The organism is Campylobacter sp. RM16192 (assembly GCF_004803855.2).
Taxonomy (GTDB): Bacteria; Campylobacterota; Campylobacteria; order Campylobacterales; family Campylobacteraceae; genus Campylobacter_A.
This window is the reverse complement of record NZ_CP012552.1, coordinates 98,856-122,476: the sequence shown is the minus strand read 5'-3', so window position 1 is coordinate 122,476 and position 23,621 is coordinate 98,856. Positions and strand designations below refer to the sequence as shown.

General features: G+C 38.5%; 19 protein-coding genes, 2 tRNA genes and 3 rRNA genes. 9 read left to right on the top strand and 15 right to left on the bottom strand.

What is annotated here, in order from left to right:
* Window positions 1-437 precede the first annotated feature (437 nt).
* From rrf to CDOMC_RS00625, 6 genes are all read right to left on the bottom strand, one after another.
* Window positions 438-556, bottom strand: a 5S ribosomal RNA gene (rrf, locus tag CDOMC_RS00650).
* A 122-nt stretch (window positions 557-678) separates the two neighbouring features.
* Window positions 679-3,785 (bottom strand): 23S ribosomal RNA (locus tag CDOMC_RS00645).
* Between the two features lie 475 nt (window positions 3,786-4,260).
* A tRNA-Ile gene (locus tag CDOMC_RS00640) sits at window positions 4,261-4,337 on the bottom strand.
* Between the two features lie 130 nt (window positions 4,338-4,467).
* Window positions 4,468-4,543, bottom strand: a tRNA-Ala gene (locus tag CDOMC_RS00635).
* Between the two features lie 276 nt (window positions 4,544-4,819).
* A 16S ribosomal RNA gene (locus tag CDOMC_RS00630) occupies window positions 4,820-6,330 on the bottom strand.
* The 16S, 23S and 5S rRNA genes sit together here with 2 tRNA genes alongside, the layout of an rRNA operon.
* A 388-nt stretch (window positions 6,331-6,718) precedes the next feature.
* Entirely contained in the window at window positions 6,719-7,093 is a 375-nt protein-coding gene (locus CDOMC_RS00625; RefSeq protein ID WP_172127031.1) for a RidA family protein, read from the bottom strand.
* A gap of 161 nt (window positions 7,094-7,254) precedes the next feature.
* Here CDOMC_RS00625 and CDOMC_RS00620 point away from each other — a divergent pair, with 161 nt between their 5' ends.
* The gene (locus CDOMC_RS00620; RefSeq protein WP_236861322.1) at window positions 7,255-7,428 is read left to right on the top strand and encodes a DUF2798 domain-containing protein; all 174 of its coding nucleotides are present in this window, start codon (window positions 7,255-7,257) and stop codon (window positions 7,426-7,428) included.
* A gap of 5 nt (window positions 7,429-7,433) precedes the next feature.
* The gene (locus CDOMC_RS00615; protein WP_218975691.1) at window positions 7,434-7,910 is read left to right on the top strand and encodes a cysteine permease; all 477 of its coding nucleotides are present in this window, start codon (window positions 7,434-7,436) and stop codon (window positions 7,908-7,910) included.
* Here the strand turns inward: CDOMC_RS00615 and CDOMC_RS00610 are convergent.
* Both CDOMC_RS00610 and CDOMC_RS00605 read right to left on the bottom strand, forming a co-directional pair.
* Window positions 7,907-8,467 (bottom strand): Fe-S-containing hydro-lyase, encoded by a 561-nt coding sequence (locus tag CDOMC_RS00610; protein ID WP_172127002.1) that lies wholly within the window; start codon window positions 8,465-8,467, stop codon window positions 7,907-7,909. The genes CDOMC_RS00615 and CDOMC_RS00610 overlap by 4 nt on opposite strands.
* A gap of 9 nt (window positions 8,468-8,476) precedes the next feature.
* Window positions 8,477-9,322: a fumarate hydratase gene (locus CDOMC_RS00605; protein ID WP_172127000.1), complete on the bottom strand. Its 846-nt coding sequence runs from the start codon at window positions 9,320-9,322 to the stop codon at window positions 8,477-8,479.
* A 221-nt stretch (window positions 9,323-9,543) separates the two neighbouring features.
* Between CDOMC_RS00605 and CDOMC_RS00600 the strand changes: the two genes are divergently transcribed.
* Complete coding sequence (locus CDOMC_RS00600; protein ID WP_172126998.1) at window positions 9,544-10,596, top strand: TRAP transporter substrate-binding protein; 1,053 nt, start codon at window positions 9,544-9,546, stop codon at window positions 10,594-10,596.
* A 28-nt stretch (window positions 10,597-10,624) separates the two neighbouring features.
* On the opposite strand, the gene CDOMC_RS00595 is transcribed toward CDOMC_RS00600, so the two are convergent.
* Together CDOMC_RS00595 and CDOMC_RS00590 are read right to left on the bottom strand one after the other, a co-directional pair.
* A complete protein-coding gene (locus CDOMC_RS00595) occupies window positions 10,625-11,953 on the bottom strand; it encodes a hemolysin family protein (protein WP_172126996.1) in 1,329 nt (442 codons plus the stop codon).
* Window positions 11,954-12,050: 97 nt separating this feature from the next.
* Entirely contained in the window at window positions 12,051-12,263 is a 213-nt protein-coding gene (locus CDOMC_RS00590; RefSeq protein ID WP_172126994.1) for a hypothetical protein, read from the bottom strand.
* A 186-nt stretch (window positions 12,264-12,449) separates the two neighbouring features.
* On the opposite strand from CDOMC_RS00590, the gene CDOMC_RS00585 reads away from it, so the two are divergent.
* The 3 genes from CDOMC_RS00585 (at window position 12,450) to CDOMC_RS00575 (ending at window position 15,033) form a co-directional block, all read left to right on the top strand.
* Complete coding sequence (locus tag CDOMC_RS00585; protein WP_172126992.1) at window positions 12,450-13,430, top strand: putative transporter; 981 nt, start codon at window positions 12,450-12,452, stop codon at window positions 13,428-13,430.
* Between the two features lie 60 nt (window positions 13,431-13,490).
* Window positions 13,491-14,297 (top strand): M48 family metallopeptidase, encoded by an 807-nt coding sequence (locus CDOMC_RS00580; RefSeq protein ID WP_172126990.1) that lies wholly within the window; start codon window positions 13,491-13,493, stop codon window positions 14,295-14,297.
* A 97-nt stretch (window positions 14,298-14,394) separates the two neighbouring features.
* Entirely contained in the window at window positions 14,395-15,033 is a 639-nt protein-coding gene (locus CDOMC_RS00575; RefSeq protein ID WP_172126988.1) for a hypothetical protein, read from the top strand.
* A 6-nt stretch (window positions 15,034-15,039) separates the two neighbouring features.
* Here CDOMC_RS00575 and CDOMC_RS00570 read toward each other — a convergent pair whose 3' ends face one another.
* The 4 genes from CDOMC_RS00570 to sodB all read right to left on the bottom strand — a co-directional run bounded on the left by CDOMC_RS00570 (window position 15,040) and on the right by sodB (window position 20,241).
* Window positions 15,040-16,380, bottom strand: a complete 1,341-nt coding sequence (locus tag CDOMC_RS00570) for an FAD-dependent oxidoreductase (RefSeq protein WP_172126987.1) — start codon at window positions 16,378-16,380, stop codon at window positions 15,040-15,042.
* Between the two features lie 142 nt (window positions 16,381-16,522).
* Window positions 16,523-18,616 carry a ribonucleoside triphosphate reductase gene (locus tag CDOMC_RS00565; protein WP_172126985.1) on the bottom strand — a complete coding sequence of 698 codons (2,094 nt, stop codon included), beginning with the start codon at window positions 18,614-18,616 and terminating at the stop codon, window positions 16,523-16,525.
* A gap of 413 nt (window positions 18,617-19,029) precedes the next feature.
* Entirely contained in the window at window positions 19,030-19,374 is a 345-nt protein-coding gene (locus CDOMC_RS00560; RefSeq protein WP_172126983.1) for an MliC family protein, read from the bottom strand.
* 213 nt (window positions 19,375-19,587) lie between these two features.
* Window positions 19,588-20,241, bottom strand: coding sequence for a superoxide dismutase [Fe] (sodB, locus tag CDOMC_RS00555; RefSeq protein ID WP_172126981.1), 654 nt, complete (start codon window positions 20,239-20,241; stop codon window positions 19,588-19,590).
* A 328-nt stretch (window positions 20,242-20,569) separates the two neighbouring features.
* On the opposite strand from sodB, the gene CDOMC_RS00550 reads away from it, so the two are divergent.
* From CDOMC_RS00550 to CDOMC_RS00540, 3 genes are read left to right on the top strand one after another with little or no spacing between them, the layout of a single operon-like run.
* On the top strand, window positions 20,570-21,568 hold the full coding sequence (locus CDOMC_RS00550) for a DctP family TRAP transporter solute-binding subunit (protein ID WP_172126979.1): 999 nt from the start codon (window positions 20,570-20,572) through the stop codon (window positions 21,566-21,568).
* A 6-nt stretch (window positions 21,569-21,574) separates the two neighbouring features.
* Window positions 21,575-22,117 (top strand): TRAP transporter small permease, encoded by a 543-nt coding sequence (locus CDOMC_RS00545; protein ID WP_172126977.1) that lies wholly within the window; start codon window positions 21,575-21,577, stop codon window positions 22,115-22,117.
* Window positions 22,118-22,126: 9 nt separating this feature from the next.
* Window positions 22,127-23,410, top strand: coding sequence for a TRAP transporter large permease (locus CDOMC_RS00540; protein ID WP_172126975.1), 1,284 nt, complete (start codon window positions 22,127-22,129; stop codon window positions 23,408-23,410).
* Window positions 23,411-23,462: 52 nt separating this feature from the next.
* On the opposite strand, the gene CDOMC_RS00535 is transcribed toward CDOMC_RS00540, so the two are convergent.
* On the bottom strand, window positions 23,463-23,612 hold the full coding sequence (locus CDOMC_RS00535) for a hypothetical protein (RefSeq protein ID WP_172126973.1): 150 nt from the start codon (window positions 23,610-23,612) through the stop codon (window positions 23,463-23,465).
* Window positions 23,613-23,621: the final 9 nt, after the last annotated feature.

Below are 23,621 nucleotides of genomic sequence, written 5' to 3'. Positions count from 1 at the left end.
TCCTGCATTTATCTAAAATAATAATTCATAAACATACATTCTAATAATTCGTTACATTGAGTTATTAAACTCTAATGCAATAATCCACCAACCAATTAACCTTTACAATAAAAATGCTTCTTAAATAGACTTTGTATATTATTTTTTATAAAAGATGCAAGAAGATAGTTTTCTACTAATAAGAGTTTATTTTGAATGATTAAAAATAAACAAACTAGGCAATATAAGAGCAGAGATAGAATCAATAATATAAAACCAAAGAATAAATAAATATCTAAAATTCTAACCCAAACATATAATTATATTCTTTAGTGTAAATATCTTAGTGTTAATATTATTTATATAAATATTTTAATGGCTATTTAGATTAGATACTTAATGGATGTTTCAGTAAATTGTAGTGATTTAAATAAGTAGTAGCTTTGTATAAATAACAAAGCCCGCAACGACCTACTTTTCCAACATCCCAGTAAGGGAGAGTATCATCAGCCAGGACGAGCTTAGCTTCTTGGTTCGAGATGGAGCAAGGCGTTTCCTCGTCTGTATAGTCACGGGCAGTGTTAAATAAAGCTTATTGTTATAAACCTTATTTAACACTGTTAAAGTCAGCAAGAGTTTAAATAAACACTGCTTTACTCTTGTAAGGTTTTACCCTTAACAAGGAAGTGATGCTTATTAAAAGATAAGCAGACGACCTATTAGTACTGGTCAGCTAAAGGACTTTCATCCATTACACACCCAGCCTATCAAACATATAGTCTTTATGAGGTCTTAAAAGAAGATTCATCTTGGAGTTGGCTTCGAGCTTAGATGCTTTCAGCTCTTATCACATCCCAACTTAGCTACCGAGCGGTGCCCTTGGCAGGACAACTCGTACACCAGTGGTTGGTTCAACCCGGTCCTCTCGTACTAGGGTCAACTCTCCTCAATCTTCTTACGCCCACGGCAGATAGGGACCGAACTGTCTCACGACGTTCTGAACCCAGCTCGCGTACCGCTTTAAATGGCGAACAGCCATACCCTTGGGACCTGCTCCAGCCCCAGGATGCGATGAGCCGACATCGAGGTGCCAAACCTCCCCGTCGATGTGAGCTCTTGGGGGAGATCAGCCTGTTATCCCCGGGGTACCTTTTATCCTTTGAGCGATGGCCCTTCCACACAGAACCACCGGATCACTAAGACCGACTTTCGTCTCTGCTTGACATGTACGTCTCGCAGTTAAGCTGGCTTATACCTTTATACTCTACGAACGATTTCCAACCGTTCTGAGCCAACCTTTGTAAGCCTCCGTTACATTTTGGGAGGCGACCGCCCCAGTCAAACTACCCACCAGACATTGTCCTGCATGAGGATAACTCATGCCAGTTAGCTATCAGAATAAAAAAGAGTGGTATCTCAACAATGGCTCACTATAAACTGGCGTCTATAGATCAAAGCCTCCCACCTATCCTGCACATCTTTATCCCGATAGCAGTGTCAAGCTGTAGTAAAGGTCCACGGGGTCTTTCCGTCTTGCCGCGGGTAGGAGGAATTTTCACCTCCACTACAATTTCACTGGATCCCTCTTCGAGACAGCTCCCATCTCGTTACGCCATTCATGCAGGTCGGTATTTAACCGACAAGGAATTTCGCTACCTTAGGACCGTTATAGTTACGGCCGCCGTTTACTCGGGCTTCGATCAAACGCTTCGCAGAGCTAACGTCATCAATTAACCTTCGAGCACCGGGCAGGCGTCACACCCTATACATCCTCTTACGAGTTAGCAGAGTGCTGTGTTTTTGGTAAACAGTCGGGAGGGACTCTTTGTTGTAACCTTCTTTGCTTACAGAGTAAATCCTTAACAAAGTTAGGCACACCTTATACCGAAGATACGGTGCTATTTTGCAGAGTTCCTTGAAGAGAGTTCTTCCACGCGCCTTAGAATACTCATCCCACCCACCTGTGTCGGTTTACGGTACGGGCAACTATTACTAAACTTAGAAACTTTTCTTGGCTCGACAGTATCAAGGATTCACACGCTGTTCCGAAGAACTTTGTGTGCCTGTGGGGTCTCGGCTTAAAAAGATCCGGATTTGCCTGGATCTTAACCTACACCTTTCGACCAGCACTACCATCCGCTGGCTCCTCTAACTCTAAGCGTCCTTCCATCGCACATAATAGTTGGCATTGGAATATTAACCAATTTTCCATCGCATACCCCTTTCGGACTTTGCTTAGGACCCGGCTAACCCTACGATGACGAGCATCGCGTAGGAAACCTTGGGTTTACGGCGTTGGGGATTCTCACCCCAATTATCGCTACTCATGCCTGCATGCTCACTTCTATCCGCTCCAGCGCTCCTTACCGGTACACCTTCAACGCTGAATAGAACGCTCTCCTACCACTTGCACTTAATTATTTATACTATCAAATTTATACTGTAAATTTTAGTGCTTAATCTGAAATTTAAAAGAACGGATTAAGCGAAGTATTTTGAGATGGATTTAAATGTTGTGAAGTATTTTTTGATTGAGACTAGCCATATAGGCTGTTGATTGAGAAAAATACAAACTCATTTAAATACGCTCAAAAGACGAGCTAGTATAAATGATTAAGTGCAAGTCTAAAGCTTCGGTACTCATTTTAGCCCCGTTATATTTTCCGCGCAGAATCACTAGACCAGTGAGCTATTACGCTTTCTTTAAAGGATGGCTGCTTCTAAGCCAACCTCCTGGTTGTTTCAGTAACTCCACATCGTTTTCCACTTAAATGAGATTTAGGGACCTTAGCTGTTAGTCTGGGTTGTTCCCCTCTCGACGACGGATTTTATCACTCGCCGCCTGACTGCCATGATTACACACTAGGTATTCGGAGTTTGATAGGGTTTGGTACATTGGTGTATGCCCTAGCCCATTCAGTGCTCTACCCCCTAGTGTTACTACATGACGCTATACCTAAATATATTTCGGAGAGAACCAGCTATCACGATGTTTGATTGGCCTTTCACCCCTATCCACAAGTCATCCCATAGCTTTTCAACGCTAGCGGGTTCGGTCCTCCACTGGCTCTTACACCAGTTTCAACCTGCTCATGGATAGATCACATCGTTTCGGGTCTGCAACATCTGACTAAACGCCCTATTAAGACTCGCTTTCGCTACGGCTCCGGGTTTCCTTAACCTCGCCAGACATCACAACTCGCAGGCTCATTATGCAAAAGGCAGTCCATCACCCTGATAAATCATAGGGCTCTGAATGATTGTAAGCAAATGGTTTCAGGTTCTATTTCACTCTGATCACCTCAGTTCTTTTCACCTTTCCCTCACGGTACTTGTGCACTATCGGTCTAGTAGTAGTATTTAGGGTTGGATAGTGGTCTACCCGGCTTCAGACAGAATATCACGTGTTCCGCCCTACTCAGGATACTGCTAAGTAAAACATCGCTTTCATATACGGGAGTATCACCCTCTATGCTCAACCTTTCCAGATTGTTCTATTAGCTTTGCTTAGTCTATGTTGCAGTCCTACAACCCCGTTAGTAAACTAACGGTTTGCCCTCTTACGCGTTCGCTCGCCGCTACTAGCGTAATCTCGTTTGATTTCTTTTCCTGTTGGTACTAAGATGTTTCAATTCCCAACGTTCGCTCCATATAGGTAGTTAAGTTTGCACTTAACTGGGTTGCCCCATTCGGAAATACCCGGATCAAAGCCCCTTGACGGCTCCCCGAGTCTTATCGCAGCCTGGCACGTCCTTCATCGCCTCTACTAGCCAAGGCATCCACCACTTGCTCTTAGTAGCTTACCTTTTATTATATTAGATTAATATATTCTAATTCGCATCACTTCCTTGTTAAAGGTAATTTATAATTACCAAATTTAAACTCTCATCCCCAAGACGGAAAGCATTAACTGATATATAGATAAGTTTTAAACTCCATATATCTTGTGACGTTAAACTTCTGAATACTGATTATATTCAAGAGATAAGATATTTAAATCTTTAACAAGTCCTGTAAAATTGTTTTATTTAAAAACTTGCTTGTGACTCTTAACAATGATAAATAAAAGAACATTTAGACTTCTCAGTCTGACAAAGTCAGACTTGCGACAAGGAGCTTTGCTCCCTTGACCCACCTAAAGCACACCAACGCTTTAGGCGTTGCCGTATTTAGAAGATAATTCTATTTTTCAAAGTCTAAAGCAAACATTCTTTTTAGAACACTTGATTTAAACCTTGATATCTGTTTAGTTAAACTAACTTTTATTTATTTGCTAATTAATGGTGGGCCTAACAAGACTTGAACTTGTGACCTCACCCTTATCAGGGGTGCACTCTAACCAGCTGAGCTATAGGCCCTCTTGCTTGCTCTTTTGCATTCTATACTGCGTCAAAGCTTGGTCATAACTTCGTCACGTAGTGTATCTACGCTCCTTGTTACTCGGTCACTTTTCCTTGTCTAGAATAAAAATAGCTTCGCACTTAAATTTGGTGGAGAATAGCGGGATCGAACCGCTGACCTCCTGCGTGCAAAGCAGGCGCTCTCCCAGCTGAGCTAATTCCCCTTAACATCCTTACTTCGCATACTAGCAAAGCTAGTATTTACGAGCAGGAGTTTCACTCCCTGCACCCACCTAAAGCTATTAAGGATTTATTCTAAACTTCATTTATCACAAATCGCAAATTTAGGTTTTTGTCTAGGCAATTAAGGAATTAGACAAATTTATTAGCTGTCAATCTTTCAAAACTAAACAAGGATGATTGAGTAGATTAGTTTAATAAGGCTAATCTAAATTTTCCTTTGATGAATATCTTGTGAGAGAATATTCATTGTACTCTAGAAAGGAGGTGATCCAACCGCAGGTTCTCCTACGGTTACCTTGTTACGACTTCACCCCAGTCGCTGATTCCACTGTGGGCGGTAGCTAGTTTAGCATTCCGACTTCGAGTGAAATCAACTCCCATGGTGTGACGGGCGGTGAGTACAAGACCCGGGAACGTATTCACCGTAGCATGGCTGATCTACGATTACTAGCGATTCCGGCTTCATGGAGTCGAGTTGCAGACTCCAATCCGAACTGGGACATATTTTATAGATTTGCTCCATCTCGCGATATTGCGTCTCATTGTATATGCCATTGTAGCACGTGTGTCGCCCCGGACATAAGGGCCATGATGACTTGACGTCGTCCACACCTTCCTCCTCCTTACGAAGGCAGTCTATTTAGAGTGCTCGGCCTAACCGTTAGCAACTAAATACGTGGGTTGCGCTCGTTGCGGGACTTAACCCAACATCTCACGACACGAGCTGACGACAGCCGTGCAGCACCTGTCTTAACATTTCTGCAAGCAGACACTCTTCTATCTCTAGATGATTTGTTAGATATCAAGTCCGGGTAAGGTTCTTCGCGTATCTTCGAATTAAACCACATGCTCCACCGCTTGTGCGGGTCCCCGTCTATTCCTTTGAGTTTTAATCTTGCGACCGTACTCCCCAGGCGGTATACTTAATCCGTTAGGTGCATTACTGCCAAGACTAGCTTGGCAACAACTAGTATACATCGTTTAGGGCGTGGACTACCAGGGTATCTAATCCTGTTTGCTCCCCACGCTTTCACACATTAGCGTCAGTTAAGTTCCAGCAGATCGCCTTCGCAATGGGTATTCTTCTTGATCTCTACGGATTTTACCCCTACACCAAGAATTCCATCTGCCTCTCCCTTACTCTAGATTATCAGTTTCTCAAGCAGTTTAACGGTTAAGCCGTTAGATTTCACTCAAGACTTGATAATCCGCCTACGCGTCCTTTACGCCCAGTGATTCCGAGTAACGCTTGCACCCTCCGTATTACCGCGGCTGCTGGCACGGAGTTAGCCGGTGCTTATTCCTTGGGTACCGTCATAATTCTTTCCCAAGAAAAGGAGTTTACGCTCCGAAAAGTGTCATCCTCCACGCGGCGTTGCTGCTTCAGGGTTTCCCCCATTGAGCAATATTCCCTACTGCTGCCTCCCGTAGGAGTCTGGACCGTGTCTCAGTTCCAGTGTGACTGATCATCCTCTCAGACCAGTTACGCGTCATAGCCTTGGTGAGCCATTACCTCACCAACTAGCTGATACGATATAGCCTCATCCTACACCGAAAAACTTTCCCGACTTAACTTATGTAAAGAAGGAGTATAGAGTATTAGCAGTCGTTTCCAACTGTTGTCCTCTAGTGTAGGGCAGATTAGCTATACATTACTCACCCGTGCGCCACTAAGATATAAGAGCAAGCCCTCATATCTCCGTTCGACTTGCATGTATTAGGCACGCCGCCAGCGTTCACTCTGAGCCAGGATCAAACTCTCCATATAATTTATATGAAGTTTTTAATCAAAAAACTTTTAATTTTATAATCTATTATCTTTTAAATTAGCAAGCTAATTTAAAAGATGATTGTTTTTTAGTTTTTCTACATTAATTACTTTCCAAAGAAAGCCTATTAAAGTAGATGGCTCAATCGATCACTTGTTTAGATTTCAAAGATTGACTAATTAGTTTAACATTGATAAAGTTATAGAACGTAACGATAAAAAAGAAAAAGCTTTATTAACTTGAAAGAAGAAGTTAAAGGTGGTTTCTTAATTCGTGAGCTGGAATTATATAAGAGGGAAGCTTAAAGTTTTATTACAAAATCAAAAATTACAAAAGAAATTTGCAAAAACATAAAAATGCAAATTTCTTTCTAACTCTAATATAGTATTATTGAGCAGCTATAACTTCAATTTCTACCAAGCCATCTTTCGGCAAAGTCTTTACAGCTATAGTACTACGCGCTGGGAATTCGCCTTTAAAACAACTGGCATAAATTTCATTTACCTTTGCAAAATCATTTATATCTGATAAAAATATAGTTGTTTTTACGATATTTTCAAATGTTAAGCCAGTTACAGCCAAAATATTTTTGATATTTTCCATAGATTGTCTTGTTTGATCTTCAACACTGCCTCCTGCAAATTCTCCATTAGGTTTTACACCAAGCTGCCCAGATACAAATAAAAATCCATTTGACATAACCGCTTGAGAGTATGGCCCTATCGCTTGGGGAGCATTTTTAGTAGATATAATTTTTTTCATGATTTTCCTAAAACTTAAAATCTTACAAAATCCTACAACAAATTCAAATTTCTGTCAATAAAAACAATCTCATATTTTTGATATAATCCAGAAAAAATAGGATTTTAATGATACCGATTAAATTTTACAAGTTCGTTTTAGCATTTATTATGTCATTTTTGATGTCATTTTTGATGTCTGGAGTCTTACTATATATAAATTTAGGTCTTGTAGATAGATTCTTAATATTGTGGGTAGAGGGCTGGCTTAAAGCATTTGTAGTCGCCTATCCTAGCGTTATATTCATAATGCCTTTTGCAACAAAGCTAACAAAGAAAATTTGTAAAAACGAGTAGTCTATATAATGAACATAGTATTGGCGCCTAACGAATTTTTAGATGGTTATGTGCTTGGGTGCGAATTTGCAAAGCTTGCAAATATCTCTTCAAACGCATATCTCTTCTGGAAGGGCGTAGTTTCGGCTAAATTTGAACACTCACGTACAGTTTTTTTAAATTACAAAACAATTCCACATAAATTTGAGCATATTATCAAAGATTGCAGTGAGCTTGACGGATTAGTTTTAACAAGCTCTTTTTGTTCATTCACTGGACTTTCGCCATCTCATCTTGTGAAAAAAAATGGCTCAAATTTATATAAACTTTTTGATATAAGAGAAATTTGCGGAATCAAATTTATAAATTTAAAGAAATTTTATGATGACTTAGGACTTGATTACAGCTATAGAATTTATATAGAAAAGTGTAAATTTTTCTCTCCAGAGCCATTAGAAAAGCGCATCAAACTAACCGATACGCTTTGCCTTGGATATTATTAAACCTTTTTATATGGCGCTTGACCTACTTCATAAAAATTGTTTCCATCGCTATCTATCGCTACTATAGCAGGAAAATCCTCAATGGTTATTCTTGCTATAGCTTCTGGACCAAGATCTTCATAAGCCAAAACTTCATATTTTTTGATACTCTGACTTATTAATGCCCCGGCCCCTCCGATAGCCACCATATATACGCATCCTGATTTTTTCATCGCATCTACTACTTCCTGAGAGCGGTAGCCCTTGCCTATCATACCGTTTATACCAACTTCATTAATCATAGTTGGAGTATATTTATCCATACGTCCACTTGTTGTAGGACCTGCCGCACCTATAACTTGACCAGGTTTTGCAGGACTTGGCCCAAGATAATAGATTGTTTCACCGGCCAAATTTACAGGTAGCTTTTCGCCTCTGGCTAAAGTCTCTGTTAAAGCTTTATGCGCAGCATCTCTGGCTGCTATTATTGTTCCTGATATTAATACGCTATCGCCAGCTTTTAGACTTTTTACTACGCTTTTATCAAACGGTGCTGTTATTTTTTTGATTTCTGACATCTTTTCTCCTTAAATTTCAGCTTCAGCATGGCGTGCTGCATGACAGTTTATATTTATAGCAACCGGAAGTCCAGCTATATGAGTAGGATACCACTCTACATTTACTTTGACAGCAGTATAATCTCCGCCGAGTCCTTGCGGACCAACACCTGTTTTACAGGCTAGCTCAAGCAACTCTTCTTCAAGCTTAGCATATCTTTCATCGGGATTTTTGCTATCTGCAGAGCGTGCAGCAGCATATTTTGCCATAAGCGCAGCCTTATCCATAGTGCCACCTATACCTACACCTATTACCATAGGGGGACAGGCATTTGGACCAGCCAGCCTTACTGTGTCTAAAAATACTTTTTTAATGCCTTCTAATCCATCGGCAGGAACTAGCATTTTAAGAGCCGATTTATTCTCACTACCAAACCCTTTTGGAGCTACTTTAATATGAATTTTATCACCTTTAACTATTCTTACATTTATAACTGCTGGCGTATTATTCTTAGTATTTTTTCGGTCAAAAACAGGATCACATACTACAGATTTTCTTAAATAGCCTTCCACGTAGCCATTGGCGACACCTTCATTTATAGCATCTTCAAGAAAACCTCCCTCTATATGTACATCTTGTCCTATATCCACAAACACGACTGCCATTCCGGTATCTTGACAAATAGGTGCCATTCCTTTTTCAGCCAAGTCGGCATTTTGCAAAATTTTGCCTAAAATATCTCTGCCCGTTGGTGAACTCTCATTTTCTTTAGCTTTTACAAAAGCCTCTCTCATATCAGGGGTTACGATGTAACAGGCCTCTTTGCAAAGTCTGCTGACAACTTTAGTAATTTCACTAGCTTGAATCACTCTCATCTATACTCCTTAAGAATTATCATTACATTATATAACTTTATTATAAAATTTAAGTTGAAAATTTTATTTTTATATAATAATTACAAAAAGTGAATTATATTCAATTTATTTACAAATTTACTCAATTTTTTAAAATTTAAATATGACAAAATTGATATTAAGCCAAAAATATAAGATAAAATCCATATAATTTAGTAAATTTTAAAACCAAAGGAGAAAATATGAAACTACTGACTACACTTACAATAAGTGTAATTTTAGCTCTAAGCTCGTCGGCAGCTGAAAAATATAAACTAAAACTTGCCGCAACTTACGAAAGTAACGTTCCAGTACTTGGAGAGGCTCCTAAAAAATTTAAAGAGCTAGTTGAAAAGATGAGTAACGGGCGCATAGAAGTGCGAGTAGACTACCCATCAAAGCACAAAGCCGCATTTGCTATACTTGATATGGTTAAAAGCGGGCAATATGACGTAGGATACACCGCAAGCTACTTCTATAAAGGCAAGGATGCAAAACTAATGCTTTTTACAACAGTCCCTTTTGGAATGAATGCATCTGAACAGCATGCTTGGTATAACTACGGAGGCGGAAAAGAGCTATCAAAAAAAGTATTTGCAGAGCATAATTTAGTAACATTTTTAGGCGGAAATTTCGGTATGCAGATGGGCGGATGGTTCAAAAAAGAGATAAAAACCATTGACGATCTAAAAGGGCTAAAACTTAGAATGACAGGGCTTGGCGGTGAAATCATGTCAAAACTTGGAGTAAATATCAATACAATCCCGATAGGTGAGCTTTATATGGCACTTGAGATGAATACTATAGATGCGGTAGAGTGGGTAGGACCTGCGCTAGATATTAGCTTTGGTTTTCAAAAAGTGGCTAAATACTACTACACAGGATGGCAAGAACCTGCTAGCGAGAATGAATTTTATATCAACAAAAAACTGTTTGACAAGATGCCAGAAGATCTAAAATATATAATTGAAGCGGCAACAAAGGTCGTATCTGACTTCGTTTATGAATATGCAACATACCAAAATGCAATTGTTCTTGATAAGATTAAAAAAGAGTATCCGGATATTAAGATAACTTCATTTTCTCCAGAAATAATAGATGCTTTAAAAAATGCAACAGATAAAATTTTAAATGAACTTAGTGAAAAGGATCCTGTGTTTAAAGAAATTTTAGAATCTCAAAGAAACTTTATGAAAATCGGCAGAGAGTGGACTAAAATTTCAGATTATGCATATATTAAAAATTTAGACAAATAGTATTTAGGCGGCTAAGACCGCCTAAAATTTAATCGCTCTCTTCGCCTTCAATCTTTTTGCGCACTTTAACAGTCAGAATGCTTGTTCCATCCATTTTACGTACTTCGTAGTGGCAGTTATCATCATCTATTCTATCTCCGACCACAGGCAGTCTGCCAATAAGGTTAAACACATACCCTCCGATAGTGACTTGATCAGTCTCCTCATCAAAGTTAATTCCCATAAGCTCCTCAACGCTTTCTAGGTCAAATCTGCCGTTAAATTCATATATATTGTCATTTATCTTTCTGTAGTGAGGATCAGCGTCGTCATGCTCATCATTTAGATCGCCCAAAACCTCTTCCATAATATCTTCCATAGTAAGAAGACCTGCGGTACCACCGTATTCATCCACAACAAGAGCTGCTGAAATTTGCTGTTTGTTCATCATTACTAGCGCCTTTGAGATAGACAAACTCTCAGGTACTATCAAAAATTTTCTAACAATCTGATCAAAATCTTTTTTCTTGCCTTCGCTAAAATGAAGAGCCAAGATATCTCTTATATGTATCATTCCCAAAATCACATCTTTACTACCGTCTATATATGGGAAGCGAGTATATTTTGATTCAAATATTACTTTTAAATTATCTTCAAAGCTCTTTTGCTTATTTATACAGACCAAATCACGGCGAGGAGTCATAATTTCTTTAGCTACAGTATCGCTAAAATCCACGGCATTTTTTATAAGTTCAGTCTCAAAACTATCTAAAACTCCGCCTTTTAGGCTCTCTCCTACGATTATCTTTATCTCCTCTTCTGAGTGTGCAAGCTCACTCTCTTTGGCAGGTTTTATACCAAGAGTTTTTAAAGAGATCCATGCAAGATAGTCAAATGTTTTAATAAGAGGTGAAAATACAACCCAAAACAGATGAAGCGGCTTTGCTACAAGAAGGGTTGATTTCTCTGCTTTGGCTATGGCAATTGATTTTGGAACCAACTCTCCAAGCACTACGTGAAATAAAGTAATAGTCGTAAAAGCGATAGCAAATGCAACAGTATGAACGACAAGGTCGCTAACATCAAAATAAATTTGAAGTGGTCTTTCTATCAGTCTTGCGATCGCAGGCTCGCCTATCCAACCAAGAGCAAGCGAACTAAGCGTGATACCAAGTTGAGTTGCACTTAGATATGTATCAAGCTTATTTGACATATCGTAGGCTAATTTCGCATTTGGAACCTTATCTTTAATAAGCTCTTCAAGCCTGCTCTTGCGAACTTTGACAATGGCAAATTCAGATAAAACAAAGAAAGCGTTTAAAAGTACAAATAAAATTGCGAATAAAATCATAAAATATGAATCGCTACTGGGGTGCAATAAAAATCCTTAAAAATTAAGATAAAATTGGCATTATATCACAAAAGCAACCAAATCTCAATTAACTTGCTTGCAAGAGCCTTAAACGATAACAATTTTAAAATTTAGGTTTGCCATCGTTTGATTTAGATATGTTTATAAAATCAATAGCTATCTTCTGGCAAGCGGTTTTATCCTTTTTATCAAGACAAAGTGTCTCAAGCTGCTCTTTGCTCATGTTTTTATAATCCGCTACTGTTTTATTATCCGCACCCATATAAACCCAAACAAGAGCAAATACAACAGTTAAAACAAATATAACTCTAAGCAAATTTGCCTCCTTAAATTTTTAGTTTTTCAAATAATACTATATTTAAACCGAATTCAATCATACTTTATATCAATCAAATTTTATATTATTAAGTCAAATCTAGTAATTTGAATTTAATATCCAAATTTAAATTAATAGATTTTTTGATATACTTTGAAGTTTTAATTTCATACTCGGGAGCAAAAAGTGTTTTTATCCTTTTTCAAGAGCAAGAAGTGGGCCGTTTGGGCCTATGGCGGTATAATTTTTATATCGTTATCTCTTATACTTCAAACATATCTTAATATACAATTTAACAACTGGTATAAAAATTTTTATGATATCTTGCAAAATGCAAAAGAACGTAACGTAGAAGAATTCTGGGCAGGCATAAGGCTCTTTTTATACTTAGCTATGCCGTATGTCATACTCCGCGTTTTCATCTCTTTTTTCTCTAGTCATTGGATATTTCGCTGGCGTGAAGCGATGACATTTAGCTACCTTAGCTACTGGAGAAAGGTCGAAAAAGACGTAGAAGGAAGCTCGCAACGTATGCAAGAAGACACATATAGGTTTGCAAAAATCATGGAAGATCTTGGAGTTGATATCCTAGACTCCATAATGACTCTAATCGCGTTTATTCCGATACTTTGGGGGCTTAGCAATAAAGTAAATTTACCATATCTAAAAGATATTCCGGGTTCACTTGTATGGATAGCTTTGTTTATAAGTGTAGGAGGACTTATAATTTCTTGGATCGTGGGCATAAAACTTCCAGGCCTTGAATACAATAACCAAAAAGTAGAAGCAGCCTTTAGAAAAGAGCTTGTTTTAGCAGAAGATGATAAAGTAAATTACGCTCATCCAGTAAAGATAGTAGAGCTTTTTACAGGACTTAAATTTAACTACTCAAGGCTATTTTTGCATTACGGATATTTTAATATGTGGCTTTATTCTTACCATCAAATTACAATCATAGTTCCTTATCTCATAATGGGTGGAGGGCTATTTACTGGGCTTATCACGCTTGGAATTTTGGTTCAGGTAAATAACGCATTTGCACAAGTTAGATCAAGTTTTGGCGTTTTTATCAGCAACTGGAAGACTATAACCGAGCTTCGCTCAATTCATAAGCGTCTAAAAGAATTTGAGCACAATATAGATTATAAAAAAGTTGACTGGGAGTAGAAATTTAATAAAATCTAGTATAATTTTTAGAATTTTATAACCTAAATTCAAGGATAAAATATGAAAAAAATTATACTTCCTTTTTTATTTATAATCATATTTTTAGCGGGCTGCTTCGTTAGTTCAACTGATTCAGGAGTTGTAGGAGCAAATAGAAAACAGCTCTTTTTGGTAAGCTCAGAAACTATGAATCAAAGCGCAAATTTAGCATATACTAAAGTGCTTCAATCAGCCAGACAGTCAAATGTTTTAAATATAGATCCTATACTAACCAAAAGAGTCCAAGAGATAGGAAGACGCCTTATATTAGAAGTTGGGGCTTTTCGCAAAGATGCGCTTAAATGGGACTGGCAGGTAAATGTCATCAACTCAAATACCTTAAATGCATGGTGTATGCCTGGAGGCAAGATAGCTGTTTATAGCGGGCTTATTAACAACTTATCCTTAACAGACGCGCAGATAGCAGCCGTCATGGGTCATGAGATAGCTCACGCGCTAAGAGAGCATAGCCGCGAGCAAGCTAGCACGGATCAGCTTAAAAATATAGGAATTTTTGCTGTCTCAACCGCTGCAGGGCTTGGCGATACGGCAACAGGGCTTATAAATTTAGCTACCCAGTACACTATCAGCCTGCCTTTTTCAAGAAGCCATGAGACTGAGGCCGATCACATCGGCACCGAGCTAATGGCAAGAGCGGGATATGATCCGCAAGAAGCGGTCGTAGTGTGGGAAAAGATGTCTAAAAAATCAGGCGGTGCGGTGCCTGAAATCCTAAGCACTCACCCGTCAAACGAAAGTCGCATCAAGGATCTAAAAGAGATAGCTAAAAAGGTTGAACCGCTATATCTCGCAGCCAAAAAGAGCTAAATTTATCCAATAAAAGCTTAAATTTGTGTTTGGTTTAAGGGCTTTGAGGCTGTTAAAATGACGATACTAGACTACGCTAAGCAATTTGGCAAATTTAATGCAAATCAATCTTTATTCAGGAGATTTAAAAGATCTGAGTGCTTGTTTTTACGGACTGTTTGAGGAATTTATGCCTTACGGAGATGGTGTAGATAAAGTCTTTGAGCCGCTAGTTTGCGCTAAAGATTTACAAGATAGGATTATGCCGCTTTACGAGGCGAACAAAGACAAAGCAAATGCTTTTATAAAAGCGGGCTTTACGCCGATATTTTCTCCTCCGCCATCAAATGACAAAGCAAAGCTGATCGCTCTTGGCAAATCTCACATCGATAGCCTTAAAAAATTTGCCGAATTTATAAATGACAAAGAGCTTCTTGAGAGGCTTAAACGTGTGCATGAAGTTGCAATTTGGGACATTAGAGAGGCTATTTGGGAGCTAGACTTAGATGAACAACTCTACAAAGCCATAACTAAATGGAGGCACAAAGCAGAATTTATAGACGAAAAAGCTGCAATTTTAAAAGAGACGTACGGATCGGTTGTAGCAGATGCTTTATTGATAAATTACCTGCTTTATCCTGCACTCAGGCACAAGCCTAAGGAGGATTTTTTAAAGAGCTGTTTTGAAATTTATCTACTCGGACACCTTTGCGAGTTTGACAAACATAAACTAGCGATCTATCCTCTAGCTGTGTAAAGTAGCCTAATCTACAAGCTCGGCGTTAAATCTATCCTCATTAAATTTCCTGCCCAAAAACTCGCAAGCTCTTCTAGCGTCTCTAAAGCCGTTTGCAAGACAGCTCGTAGCTCCTGGGCTTGGCGTCATATTAAAGATAATCCCATCTCCTGTGTTTATGCTAGCCTCGCCAAGCATCAGCTCTTTGCTCTTTTTGTCAATCACTTGCGGGCGAACTCCGCCAAAATTTCTAGCATAATAAACATCATCGCTTTTAAGCGAAGGCACGATCTTTCTTGCCGCTTTTACAAATAAAATTTTATTTATCATAGGCACTTCATAGGCGAAATTTCTCATCACATACTCTCTTATATCGCCATCTTTAAAAAGCCCCGTAAGCACACTCATCACACTTGAATCAAGTCGCAAGCTCCTTACAAAATCAACAACCGTCGAATTTCCTCGGTAGCGCTCAAGTTTAGGTAGCACAAGCGCAGTCGGCCCAAATCTAGTAAGCCCGTCGGCTAGGATATCAGGATCGCCGTGGATAGCGGCAAATGGGAGTTTTGGATTTTGCACGGTATATACCTTGCCTCTTAACAGCCGCTTTTTGCTCATGTAAAAGCTTCCCGCGATAGGCAAACAGCTAAATTCAAGCCCAAGTCCCATCATGTGAGCAAGATAAAGCGAATGCGCACCGGCATTTACAACCACGTAATTTGCGTTAAATTTGCGTCCGTCGCGAGTCTTTACAAGATACCTATCACCTTGCTTTTTGATACTCTTAACCCAAGCGTCAAAAAATACATCGGTAGTCTTATTTGCCTCTTTTGCGTGCTTTATAAGGCTATTTGACATCTGCTCAAAATCAACAGTCGTGTACTCGCCGCCACCTACGCCCATAGCGACGATCTGCTCTTTTCGGTCGTTTCCGTCAATGCCTCGCACCACCATAGGCTCAATCTGCTTTAACTTCTCTTTATCAAAAATTTCAAGCGAGGTATAAAGCTCCTTAAACTTCTCAAACCTAGCTCTTATCGCTTCGCTTTCAGTATCACCTACGCCTATGACCATCTTTTGATGAGCGAACATAAATTTGTTCTCATATCCATGCATGAGTGCGTATTTGACGATCATATCGGCTGATTTTTTGACGCTTTTTGCTTTTTCAAAAGTGTAGTTAGTCTCTATATCGCCGCAGTGAATAGTCTGAGAGTTGCTCGTGCCCTTTGAGTTTAGAGTCGCGCAAGCCGGATACTTCTCCAAAAGTGCGATACGCTCTATGTCCGTATAGCGCGCAAGCTCGTAAAACAGAGCCGTTCCTGAAATTCCTCCGCCCACAACCAAAACATCATAGTGATTTGACACGACCTACTCCATGAAAATTTAGACGAATTGTGCCACAGAATTCTTAAAATTTTATTTTATCGTTAAATACCGCTTATAAAAGTGGCTTTAACTCACTCGCATAGCTAAAATTTGGCATAAATTTGAGCGCAAATTTTAGAATTTAAGCCTTTTGAAGCTGCTTCATCAGCTCCTCATCGCAAATCGGACAGTACTCATGCTCGCCTGGGATATATCCGTGCTTTGAGCACACGCTAAAGACAGGCGTGATCGTGATATACGGCAAGCGGTAGTTATTTACGATGCCGCGCACCAGATCTTTGCAAGCTTCAGCCGAGCTAATGCGCTCCTTCATATAAAGGTGAAAGACCGTTCCGCCCGTATAAGCACTTTGAAGCTCATCTTGCAGATCAAGCGCCTCGAAAGCATCGTCGGTGAAATTTGCAGGAAGCTGAGTTGAGTTGGTATAGTAGATGTTTTCATCCATACCCGCTTGCAAGATGTCAGGATAGCGCTTTTTATCCTCTTTGGCAAAGCGGTATGTGGTGCCTTCCGCAGGCGTTGCTTCAAGGTTGTAAAGATTGCCCGTACTCTCTTGAAACTGCCTAATTTTAGAGCGCAGATACTCAACCATCTCAAGCGCAAATTCGCGCCCAAATTCGGTAGAGATATTTTCTGTATCGCTTGTAAAATTTCTTAAAAGCTCGTTCATACCGTTGATGCCGATAGTGCTAAAGTGGTTGTTAAAATGCTTCAAATAGCGCGCCGTATAAGGATAAAGTCCGCGATCATACATCTCTTGGATAAATTTGCGCTTCTTTTCAAGGGTTGATTTTGCTAAATTTAAAAGATAGTCAAGCCTTGTATAAAGCCCTTTTTTATCGCTTTTATACAGATATCCAAGGCGAGCTAAATTTATGGTTACGACGCCTATAGATCCTGTCATCTCGGCACTGCCAAATAGCCCTCCTCCACGCTTTAAAAGCTCTCTTAGATCAAGCTGCAAGCGGCAGCACATCGAGCGAACGTGTCCTGGCTTATAAGCGCTTTCATTTAGAACGCGGTTGCCGTTTTCATCAAATTTATACTGAGAACCGACGAAATTTTGAAAGTAGCTTGAGCCCATCTTTGCTGTATTTTCAAACAAAATTTTAGCCACTTCGCTATCCCAGTCAAAATCCTCGGTGATATTTACGGTAGGGATCGGGAAGGTAAATGGTTGAGAGCACTTGTCGCCCGTGGTTAAAATTTCATAAAATGCCTTATCGATGCGCGCCATCTCAGGCTCAAACGCTCCGTAAGTCATATCGGTAAGTTTATTAAACCCACGCTCTTTGGCAAGTTTCAAAAGCTCCTCATCCTCTAAATTTGAAAACAGATGTATGTCGGTTGAAGTTGGAATTTGCCCCTTTAGATCGGTCGGACAAGTGATGTCGATAGTTACGTTGGTAAAGGGACTTTGACCCCAGCGAGCAGGGACGTTTAGGTTAAATATAAAGCTTGTAATCGCTTTTTTTATCTCCGTATCGCTTAGCTTATCTTTAAAAACATATGGCGCAAGATAGGTGTCAAAGCTACTAAATGCCTGAGCTCCCGCCCATTCGCTTTGCAAAATTCCTAAGAAATTTGCCATCTGGCTAAGAGCTTCGCGAAAATGCTTTGGCGCGCGACTTTCGACCCTGCCGCGAACGCCGTTAAAACCTTCATTAAGAAGCGCTCTAAGCGACCAGCCTGCACAATATCCGGTGAGGCAGTCCAGATCGTGGATGTGATAGTCGCCGTTTCTGTGCGCGATGCCCTCTTCTTTGGAGTAAATCGCGTCAAGCCAGTAGTTTGCGATAACCTTACCTGCAGTGTTGTTAATGAGTCCCGCGTTTGAGTAGCTTGTGTTTGAATTAGCCGAAATTCGCCAGTCTGTGCCGTTTATGTATTCATTTATCGTTTGGGTGGAGTTTATGTATGTGGTGTCTTCGTTGAGGCCTAAAATTTGTTCGCGCTGCATTTTGTGAGTGTGGCGATAGAGCATGAAACTCTTCATCACGTCAAAATAGCCCGCCTTAAAGAGTGCTTTTTCTATGAAGTCTTGGACGTCCTCGACGGTGATAAGCTCCTTTTGCGCGACATCTTGCATAACGTCAGCAAAAATTCTATCATCATACTCTTTGCTCTCGCTTGCAAAAGCCTTTTTAATGGCATCTTGAATTTTATATGGAAGATACTCCTGTCTTGTGCCGTCGCGCTTTAAAATTTGCTTCATAGTCACCCTCTTAAAAATTTATCAATTTGTTAAGTATAGTAAATTTAGATTAAAAGTTTAATTAGGTAAAATTGAATATTTTTGATAGTAAATTTCGATAAATGACATAATAGTGACATTTTTCTTAAGTTTTAAATTTGTTAAATTATAGCTTATTTACAGTGGAGTTCATTAAATTCATTTTTCTAATATCTTAAAAATATATATTAATATTTTTATTTAATTATTTAAAAATAACATTATTCAAATTTATATAGACTAAGTTTAATATGTATTTGAAAATAATTTTATACCATAAAAACAAAAGCTGTTAATAAAGCTGAAAGGAAATTAGGAGTAGATATATGAGTTTATAGAAAGATTTGATTTAAATTTTGAAAAGGAAGGGGTGTTTAGCCCCTCTATCTAGCTTATTAATATTTTAAAAATATATCTTTTTGGCCCTTGCCAAGATTTAGTATAGCTTCACCTTTTTTAAAATGTATCTCAGCACCATTATCAGCCACTAACCTTGTTCCGCTTGCTGAAGGAGCATTTTTTAACTTAAATTTATTGCCTTTTGTATCAGCAAAAACAGCCGTCTCAAAATTGTCCGTAGAGATTAGGTTAACTTTATAGTTCTTATCGTCAATACTTTGGAATTCAATAGTATCAACGTTTATAACTTTTGTAGTAGACGCTTCTTGTTTTGGTGCAGTTGATGCGCAACCGCTTAAAAGTGCAACCGCAACCAAAGAAGAGATTATGATTTTTTTCATTTTGTATCCTTTAATAAAATATTTTCTAATACTAACCAAGAAAGGTAAATTAAATTTACACAGGATTATATATTTATACAATCGGCAGACACAAGTTTTATATAGACGTTCAGATAAACAATAAGTTTAAAAATATTAAAATATAGTAAGAATATTAAAAAAGTGATTTATAAGTTATGTAATTTAAGAAGAGGTCAAGACCTCTTCAAAAAATTAATGGCAACCGCATCCTTTGCCACATCCACAACCTTTAGCATGAAGCTCGCCAATATAAAATTTAACTGAATTTACACCCTCTTTTAATGCCCACTCATAAGCTGCGGAAACAAAATCCCAGTTAATATTTTCATAAAATTTCTCTAGATATGCAGCTCTTGCATTTCTATGATCTACATAATAGGCATGCTCCCATACATCTACCACCAAAAGAGGTATCAGACCCACCGTTACAGGTGTTTGAGCATTGCTAGTTTGGATTATTTCTAGTTTGTCAGATTTTGGACTATAGACTAACCATGCCCACCCAGAGCCAAATAATGTAGTAGCTGATTTTAAAAATTCCTCTTTAAAATTCGGAAGATCTTTTTGCAATCTTGCTTTTAGTTCATCGCTCATATCGCTCTTTTTAGCTATACAATCCCAATAAAAATCATGGTTGTAAACTTGGGCAGCATTGTTAAAGATACTACCTGAACTCTTTGATATAATTTCATATAATCCTGAATTTTCAAATTCGGTACCTTTAATAAGGTTATTAAGATTTGTTACGTAAGTTTGGTGGTGCTTACCGTGATGATAAGAACAGGTTTCTTCGCTTACAACTGCATTTGATTTAGGATCAAATGGAAGCTTTCTAAGATTAAACATTTTGATTCTCCTTGTAATTTAATAAAATTTTCGAGATTATATGATAAAAAAGTAATTATTTTGTTAATAGGATAAAATTACTATTATTTATAAAATTTAAATTTAAGTGTATTTTAGTAACACTGTTTCAAAAAATAATCGAATTTAATAAAATTACTTAAATTTTATCTGCTATTACAATAATAAAAATGTTACTAATTTACTCATATAAAAATAAATTTTTGAGAGTTTTTGAAACAAGATTGCCAATTTATAAATTTTATGATTTATAATTACGTCTAGCTATGATTAATTTTGTAGTGAATCAAAAAATAAAAAGGATTCAATAATGAAACTAAAATTTCTTTCGGCACTATTCCTAACTTGTGCTCTAGCAGGTAGCGCATTTGGCGCCCAAAAGACATACACTATAAAATTTGCTCACGTTGTTGCCGCAACTACACCAAAAGGTAAAGCCGCAGACTTTTTTGCTAAACGTGTAAGCGAACTTAGCCAAGGTGCAATTAAAGTTGAGGTTTATCCTGCAGCTCAACTAGTAGATGATGACCGCGTATTTGGTGCACTAAAACTAAATAACGTTCAAATGGCGGCTCCGAGCTTTTCTAAATTTACGCCTATAGTTCCTGAGTTCCAACTATTTGACTTACCTTTTATATTTAGAGATAACGCCCACTTATATTCAGTACAAGGTGGTGAAGTTGGACAAAAGCTTAAAGATATGATCGCTAAAAAAGGCTTTGTAGCACTTGATTTTTGGGATGCGGGCTTTAAACACTTTAGTTCAAGCAAAAAAGCTATCGTTGCTCCTGAAGATGCAAAAGGACAGAAATTTAGAATTATGAGCTCAAAAGTTCTAGAAGAGCAAACAAAAGTAATAGGTGGTAACCCGCAAGTTCTACCATTCTCTGAAGTTTATCCTGCACTTCAACAAAAAGTTGTAGATGCTACAGAGAACCCATTGTCAAACTTTTATAACTCAAAATTCTATGAGGCGCAAAATTCTCTAACAATATCTTCACACGGATATTTGGGATATTTAGTTATTTTAAGTGAGAAATTCTGGAAAAGCTTGCCACAAGATATGAAAAATCACGTTACTCAAGCTCTTAAAGAGGCTACTGCTTTTGAAAGAGAAGAGTCTGCGAAAGAGGATGCCAAAATTATAGACGCTCTTAAAAAATATGCAAGCGAGACAGGCAAACTTGAGATAGTAGAGTTAACCCCTGAGCAGAAAGTTAAATGGGCTGAGGTTATGAAAACTATCTATCCAAACTTCTATAAAGTTATAGGAAAAGACCTGATAGAAAAAACTATTAATACAAAGTAGGTCTTTATGCGAAGATTCTTTGAGATTATAGATATCGGCATCGCGACTGTAAATAAGACGATCGCCGTAGTAGGCATAGTAGCGGGAACGCTACTTGCCTTTATAAACGTTGTAATGCGTTATGTCTTTAATACCGGATGGGCATGGGCGGGAGAGGCGACTAATTATCTTTTTATTTGGTCCGCATTCTTTGCTGCCGCATACGGCTTTAGAAAAGGCATACACATATCAGTCACAATCCTCATTGAAAGATTCCCTTCCCCGATAGCAAAAGCATACCTTGTATTCTCCAGTGCTCTTACTACAATCTTTTTAATATTTATAGTAGTTTATAGCGTGCAGTATCTATACGTGATGTACGAGCTAAATTTCATGAGCGTAGACCTTGGAATACCACAATGGGTGCCTATGTCAGTTCTTCCTATAGCATTTTTAGGAGCAAGCTATAGAGCGGGAGAAAAAGTATATCAAATAGCCGCTACACCTTCTGATAAGGTTATCATTAACGCTGAAGCAGAGATGATTCGTGACTCTATCAAGAAAGACTAAGGGGTAAAGATGACTATTGCATTTTTATTTATATGTTTATTTGGACTTATGCTGATTGGTGTTCCTGTCGCAGTCTCTCTTGGCGCTAGCACTGTTCTTACAATGCTTCTTTTTACAGACCTTGATGTAGCTACGGTTCCACAAATCATATTTGACGGTATTAACAAATTTGCACTTATGGCAATTCCTATGTTTATTTTGGCTGGAAATTTACTCAGCAAAGGTGGTTCAGCTAAAAGAATAATCGACTTTGCTAAGTCAGTAGTAGGGCACCTTCCAGGAGGTCTACCGATAAGTGCTATATTTGCTTGCGTTATCTTTGCTGCGGTTTCAGGAAGCTCGCCTGCTACGGTTGTGGCCATAGGCTCTATTATGTTCGTAGCCATCAAAGAGGCGGGATATCCTCCGGCTTATGCGGTTGGCGGTATTACGACAGCAGGATCTCTTGGCATCCTTATCCCTCCTTCGGTTGTTATGATTGTTTACGGAGTTACAGCCGAGGTCAGTATAGCACAGCTCTTTATGGCAGGTGTTGTACCCGGTATAATGCTAGGCGGTATGATGATAGCTCAGACATATATAGGAGCAAGAAGGCTTGGTTTTAAGGCTACAGAGCCTGAGCCATGGAAAGAAAGAATCAAGAAATTTACTAAGGCATTCTGGGCTCTTTTAATAATAGTTGTCGTTATAGGCGGTATTTACGGAGGTATTTTCACTCCTACCGAAGCTGCTGCCGCAAGTGCCGTATATGCGCTATTTATATCGCTAGTAGTATATAAAGATATTAAAATAAAAGATCTCTGGGGTATCTGCCTTGAGTCCGCGCTTACAACAGCAATGATATTTTTTATCATCGCAAATGCGGTTGTGTTTGCATATCTTCTTACTAGCGAACAGATTCCTCAGGCAATCTCAGATGGAATTTTAGAAGCAAATATAGGCAAGATAGGATTTTTAATCATTGTAAACATCCTACTTTTTGTTATGGGTCAATTTATGGAACCTTCAAGCGTTGTTATGATTATGGTGCCTTTATTGTTACCTATAGCACTTCAACTAGGAGTAGATCCGGTTCACTTTGGAATTTTACTTATAGTTAACATGGAGATAGGTATGATTACTCCGCCAGTAGGGTTAAATCTCTTTGTATCAAGTGGTTTAACAGGAATGAATCTCAAAGATGTTGTTGTGGCATGTCTACCTTGGACTTTAACACTATTTATAGGCTTGATGCTAGTTACATACATACCACAAATTTCACTTTGGCTTCCAAATTTAATGTATGGACATTGATAGTAAGGGGCAAGTCCCCCTTACTTAATCTTTCGCTAACAACCTAAATTTATTACATCTCGTAGCTATCTTCCTCTTCACCATCATCGTTATACTCATAGTCGTTTTCGTCATAATTGTAGTTGTATGAATTCTCTTCTTCTTCGTCAAAATCAGAATACTCATCTAGATCTTCATCTTCATAGCCATATTCTTCACTCATTTGCTCTCC

Bases quoted from the DNA above. Each gene is read 5' to 3' on its own strand.
- CDOMC_RS00625 (WP_172127031.1), bottom strand. From the start codon at position 7,093: ATGAAAAAAATTATATCTACTAAAAATGCTCCCCAAGCGATAGGGCCA.
- CDOMC_RS00620 (WP_236861322.1), top strand. From the start codon at position 7,255: ATGTCATTTTTGATGTCTGGAGTCTTACTATATATAAATTTAGGTCTT.
- CDOMC_RS00610 (WP_172127002.1), bottom strand. From the start codon at position 8,467: ATGTCAGAAATCAAAAAAATAACAGCACCGTTTGATAAAAGCGTAGTA.
- CDOMC_RS00605 (WP_172127000.1), bottom strand. From the start codon at position 9,322: ATGAGAGTGATTCAAGCTAGTGAAATTACTAAAGTTGTCAGCAGACTT.
- CDOMC_RS00600 (WP_172126998.1), top strand. From the start codon at position 9,544: ATGAAACTACTGACTACACTTACAATAAGTGTAATTTTAGCTCTAAGC.
- CDOMC_RS00580 (WP_172126990.1), top strand. From the start codon at position 13,491: ATGAAAAAAATTATACTTCCTTTTTTATTTATAATCATATTTTTAGCG.
- CDOMC_RS00575 (WP_172126988.1), top strand. From the start codon at position 14,395: ATGCAAATCAATCTTTATTCAGGAGATTTAAAAGATCTGAGTGCTTGT.
- CDOMC_RS00565 (WP_172126985.1), bottom strand. From the start codon at position 18,616: ATGAAGCAAATTTTAAAGCGCGACGGCACAAGACAGGAGTATCTTCCA.
- CDOMC_RS00560 (WP_172126983.1), bottom strand. From the start codon at position 19,374: ATGAAAAAAATCATAATCTCTTCTTTGGTTGCGGTTGCACTTTTAAGC.
- sodB (WP_172126981.1), bottom strand. From the start codon at position 20,241: ATGTTTAATCTTAGAAAGCTTCCATTTGATCCTAAATCAAATGCAGTT.
- CDOMC_RS00550 (WP_172126979.1), top strand. From the start codon at position 20,570: ATGAAACTAAAATTTCTTTCGGCACTATTCCTAACTTGTGCTCTAGCA.
- CDOMC_RS00545 (WP_172126977.1), top strand. From the start codon at position 21,575: ATGCGAAGATTCTTTGAGATTATAGATATCGGCATCGCGACTGTAAAT.
- CDOMC_RS00540 (WP_172126975.1), top strand. From the start codon at position 22,127: ATGACTATTGCATTTTTATTTATATGTTTATTTGGACTTATGCTGATT.
- CDOMC_RS00535 (WP_172126973.1), bottom strand. From the start codon at position 23,612: ATGAGTGAAGAATATGGCTATGAAGATGAAGATCTAGATGAGTATTCT.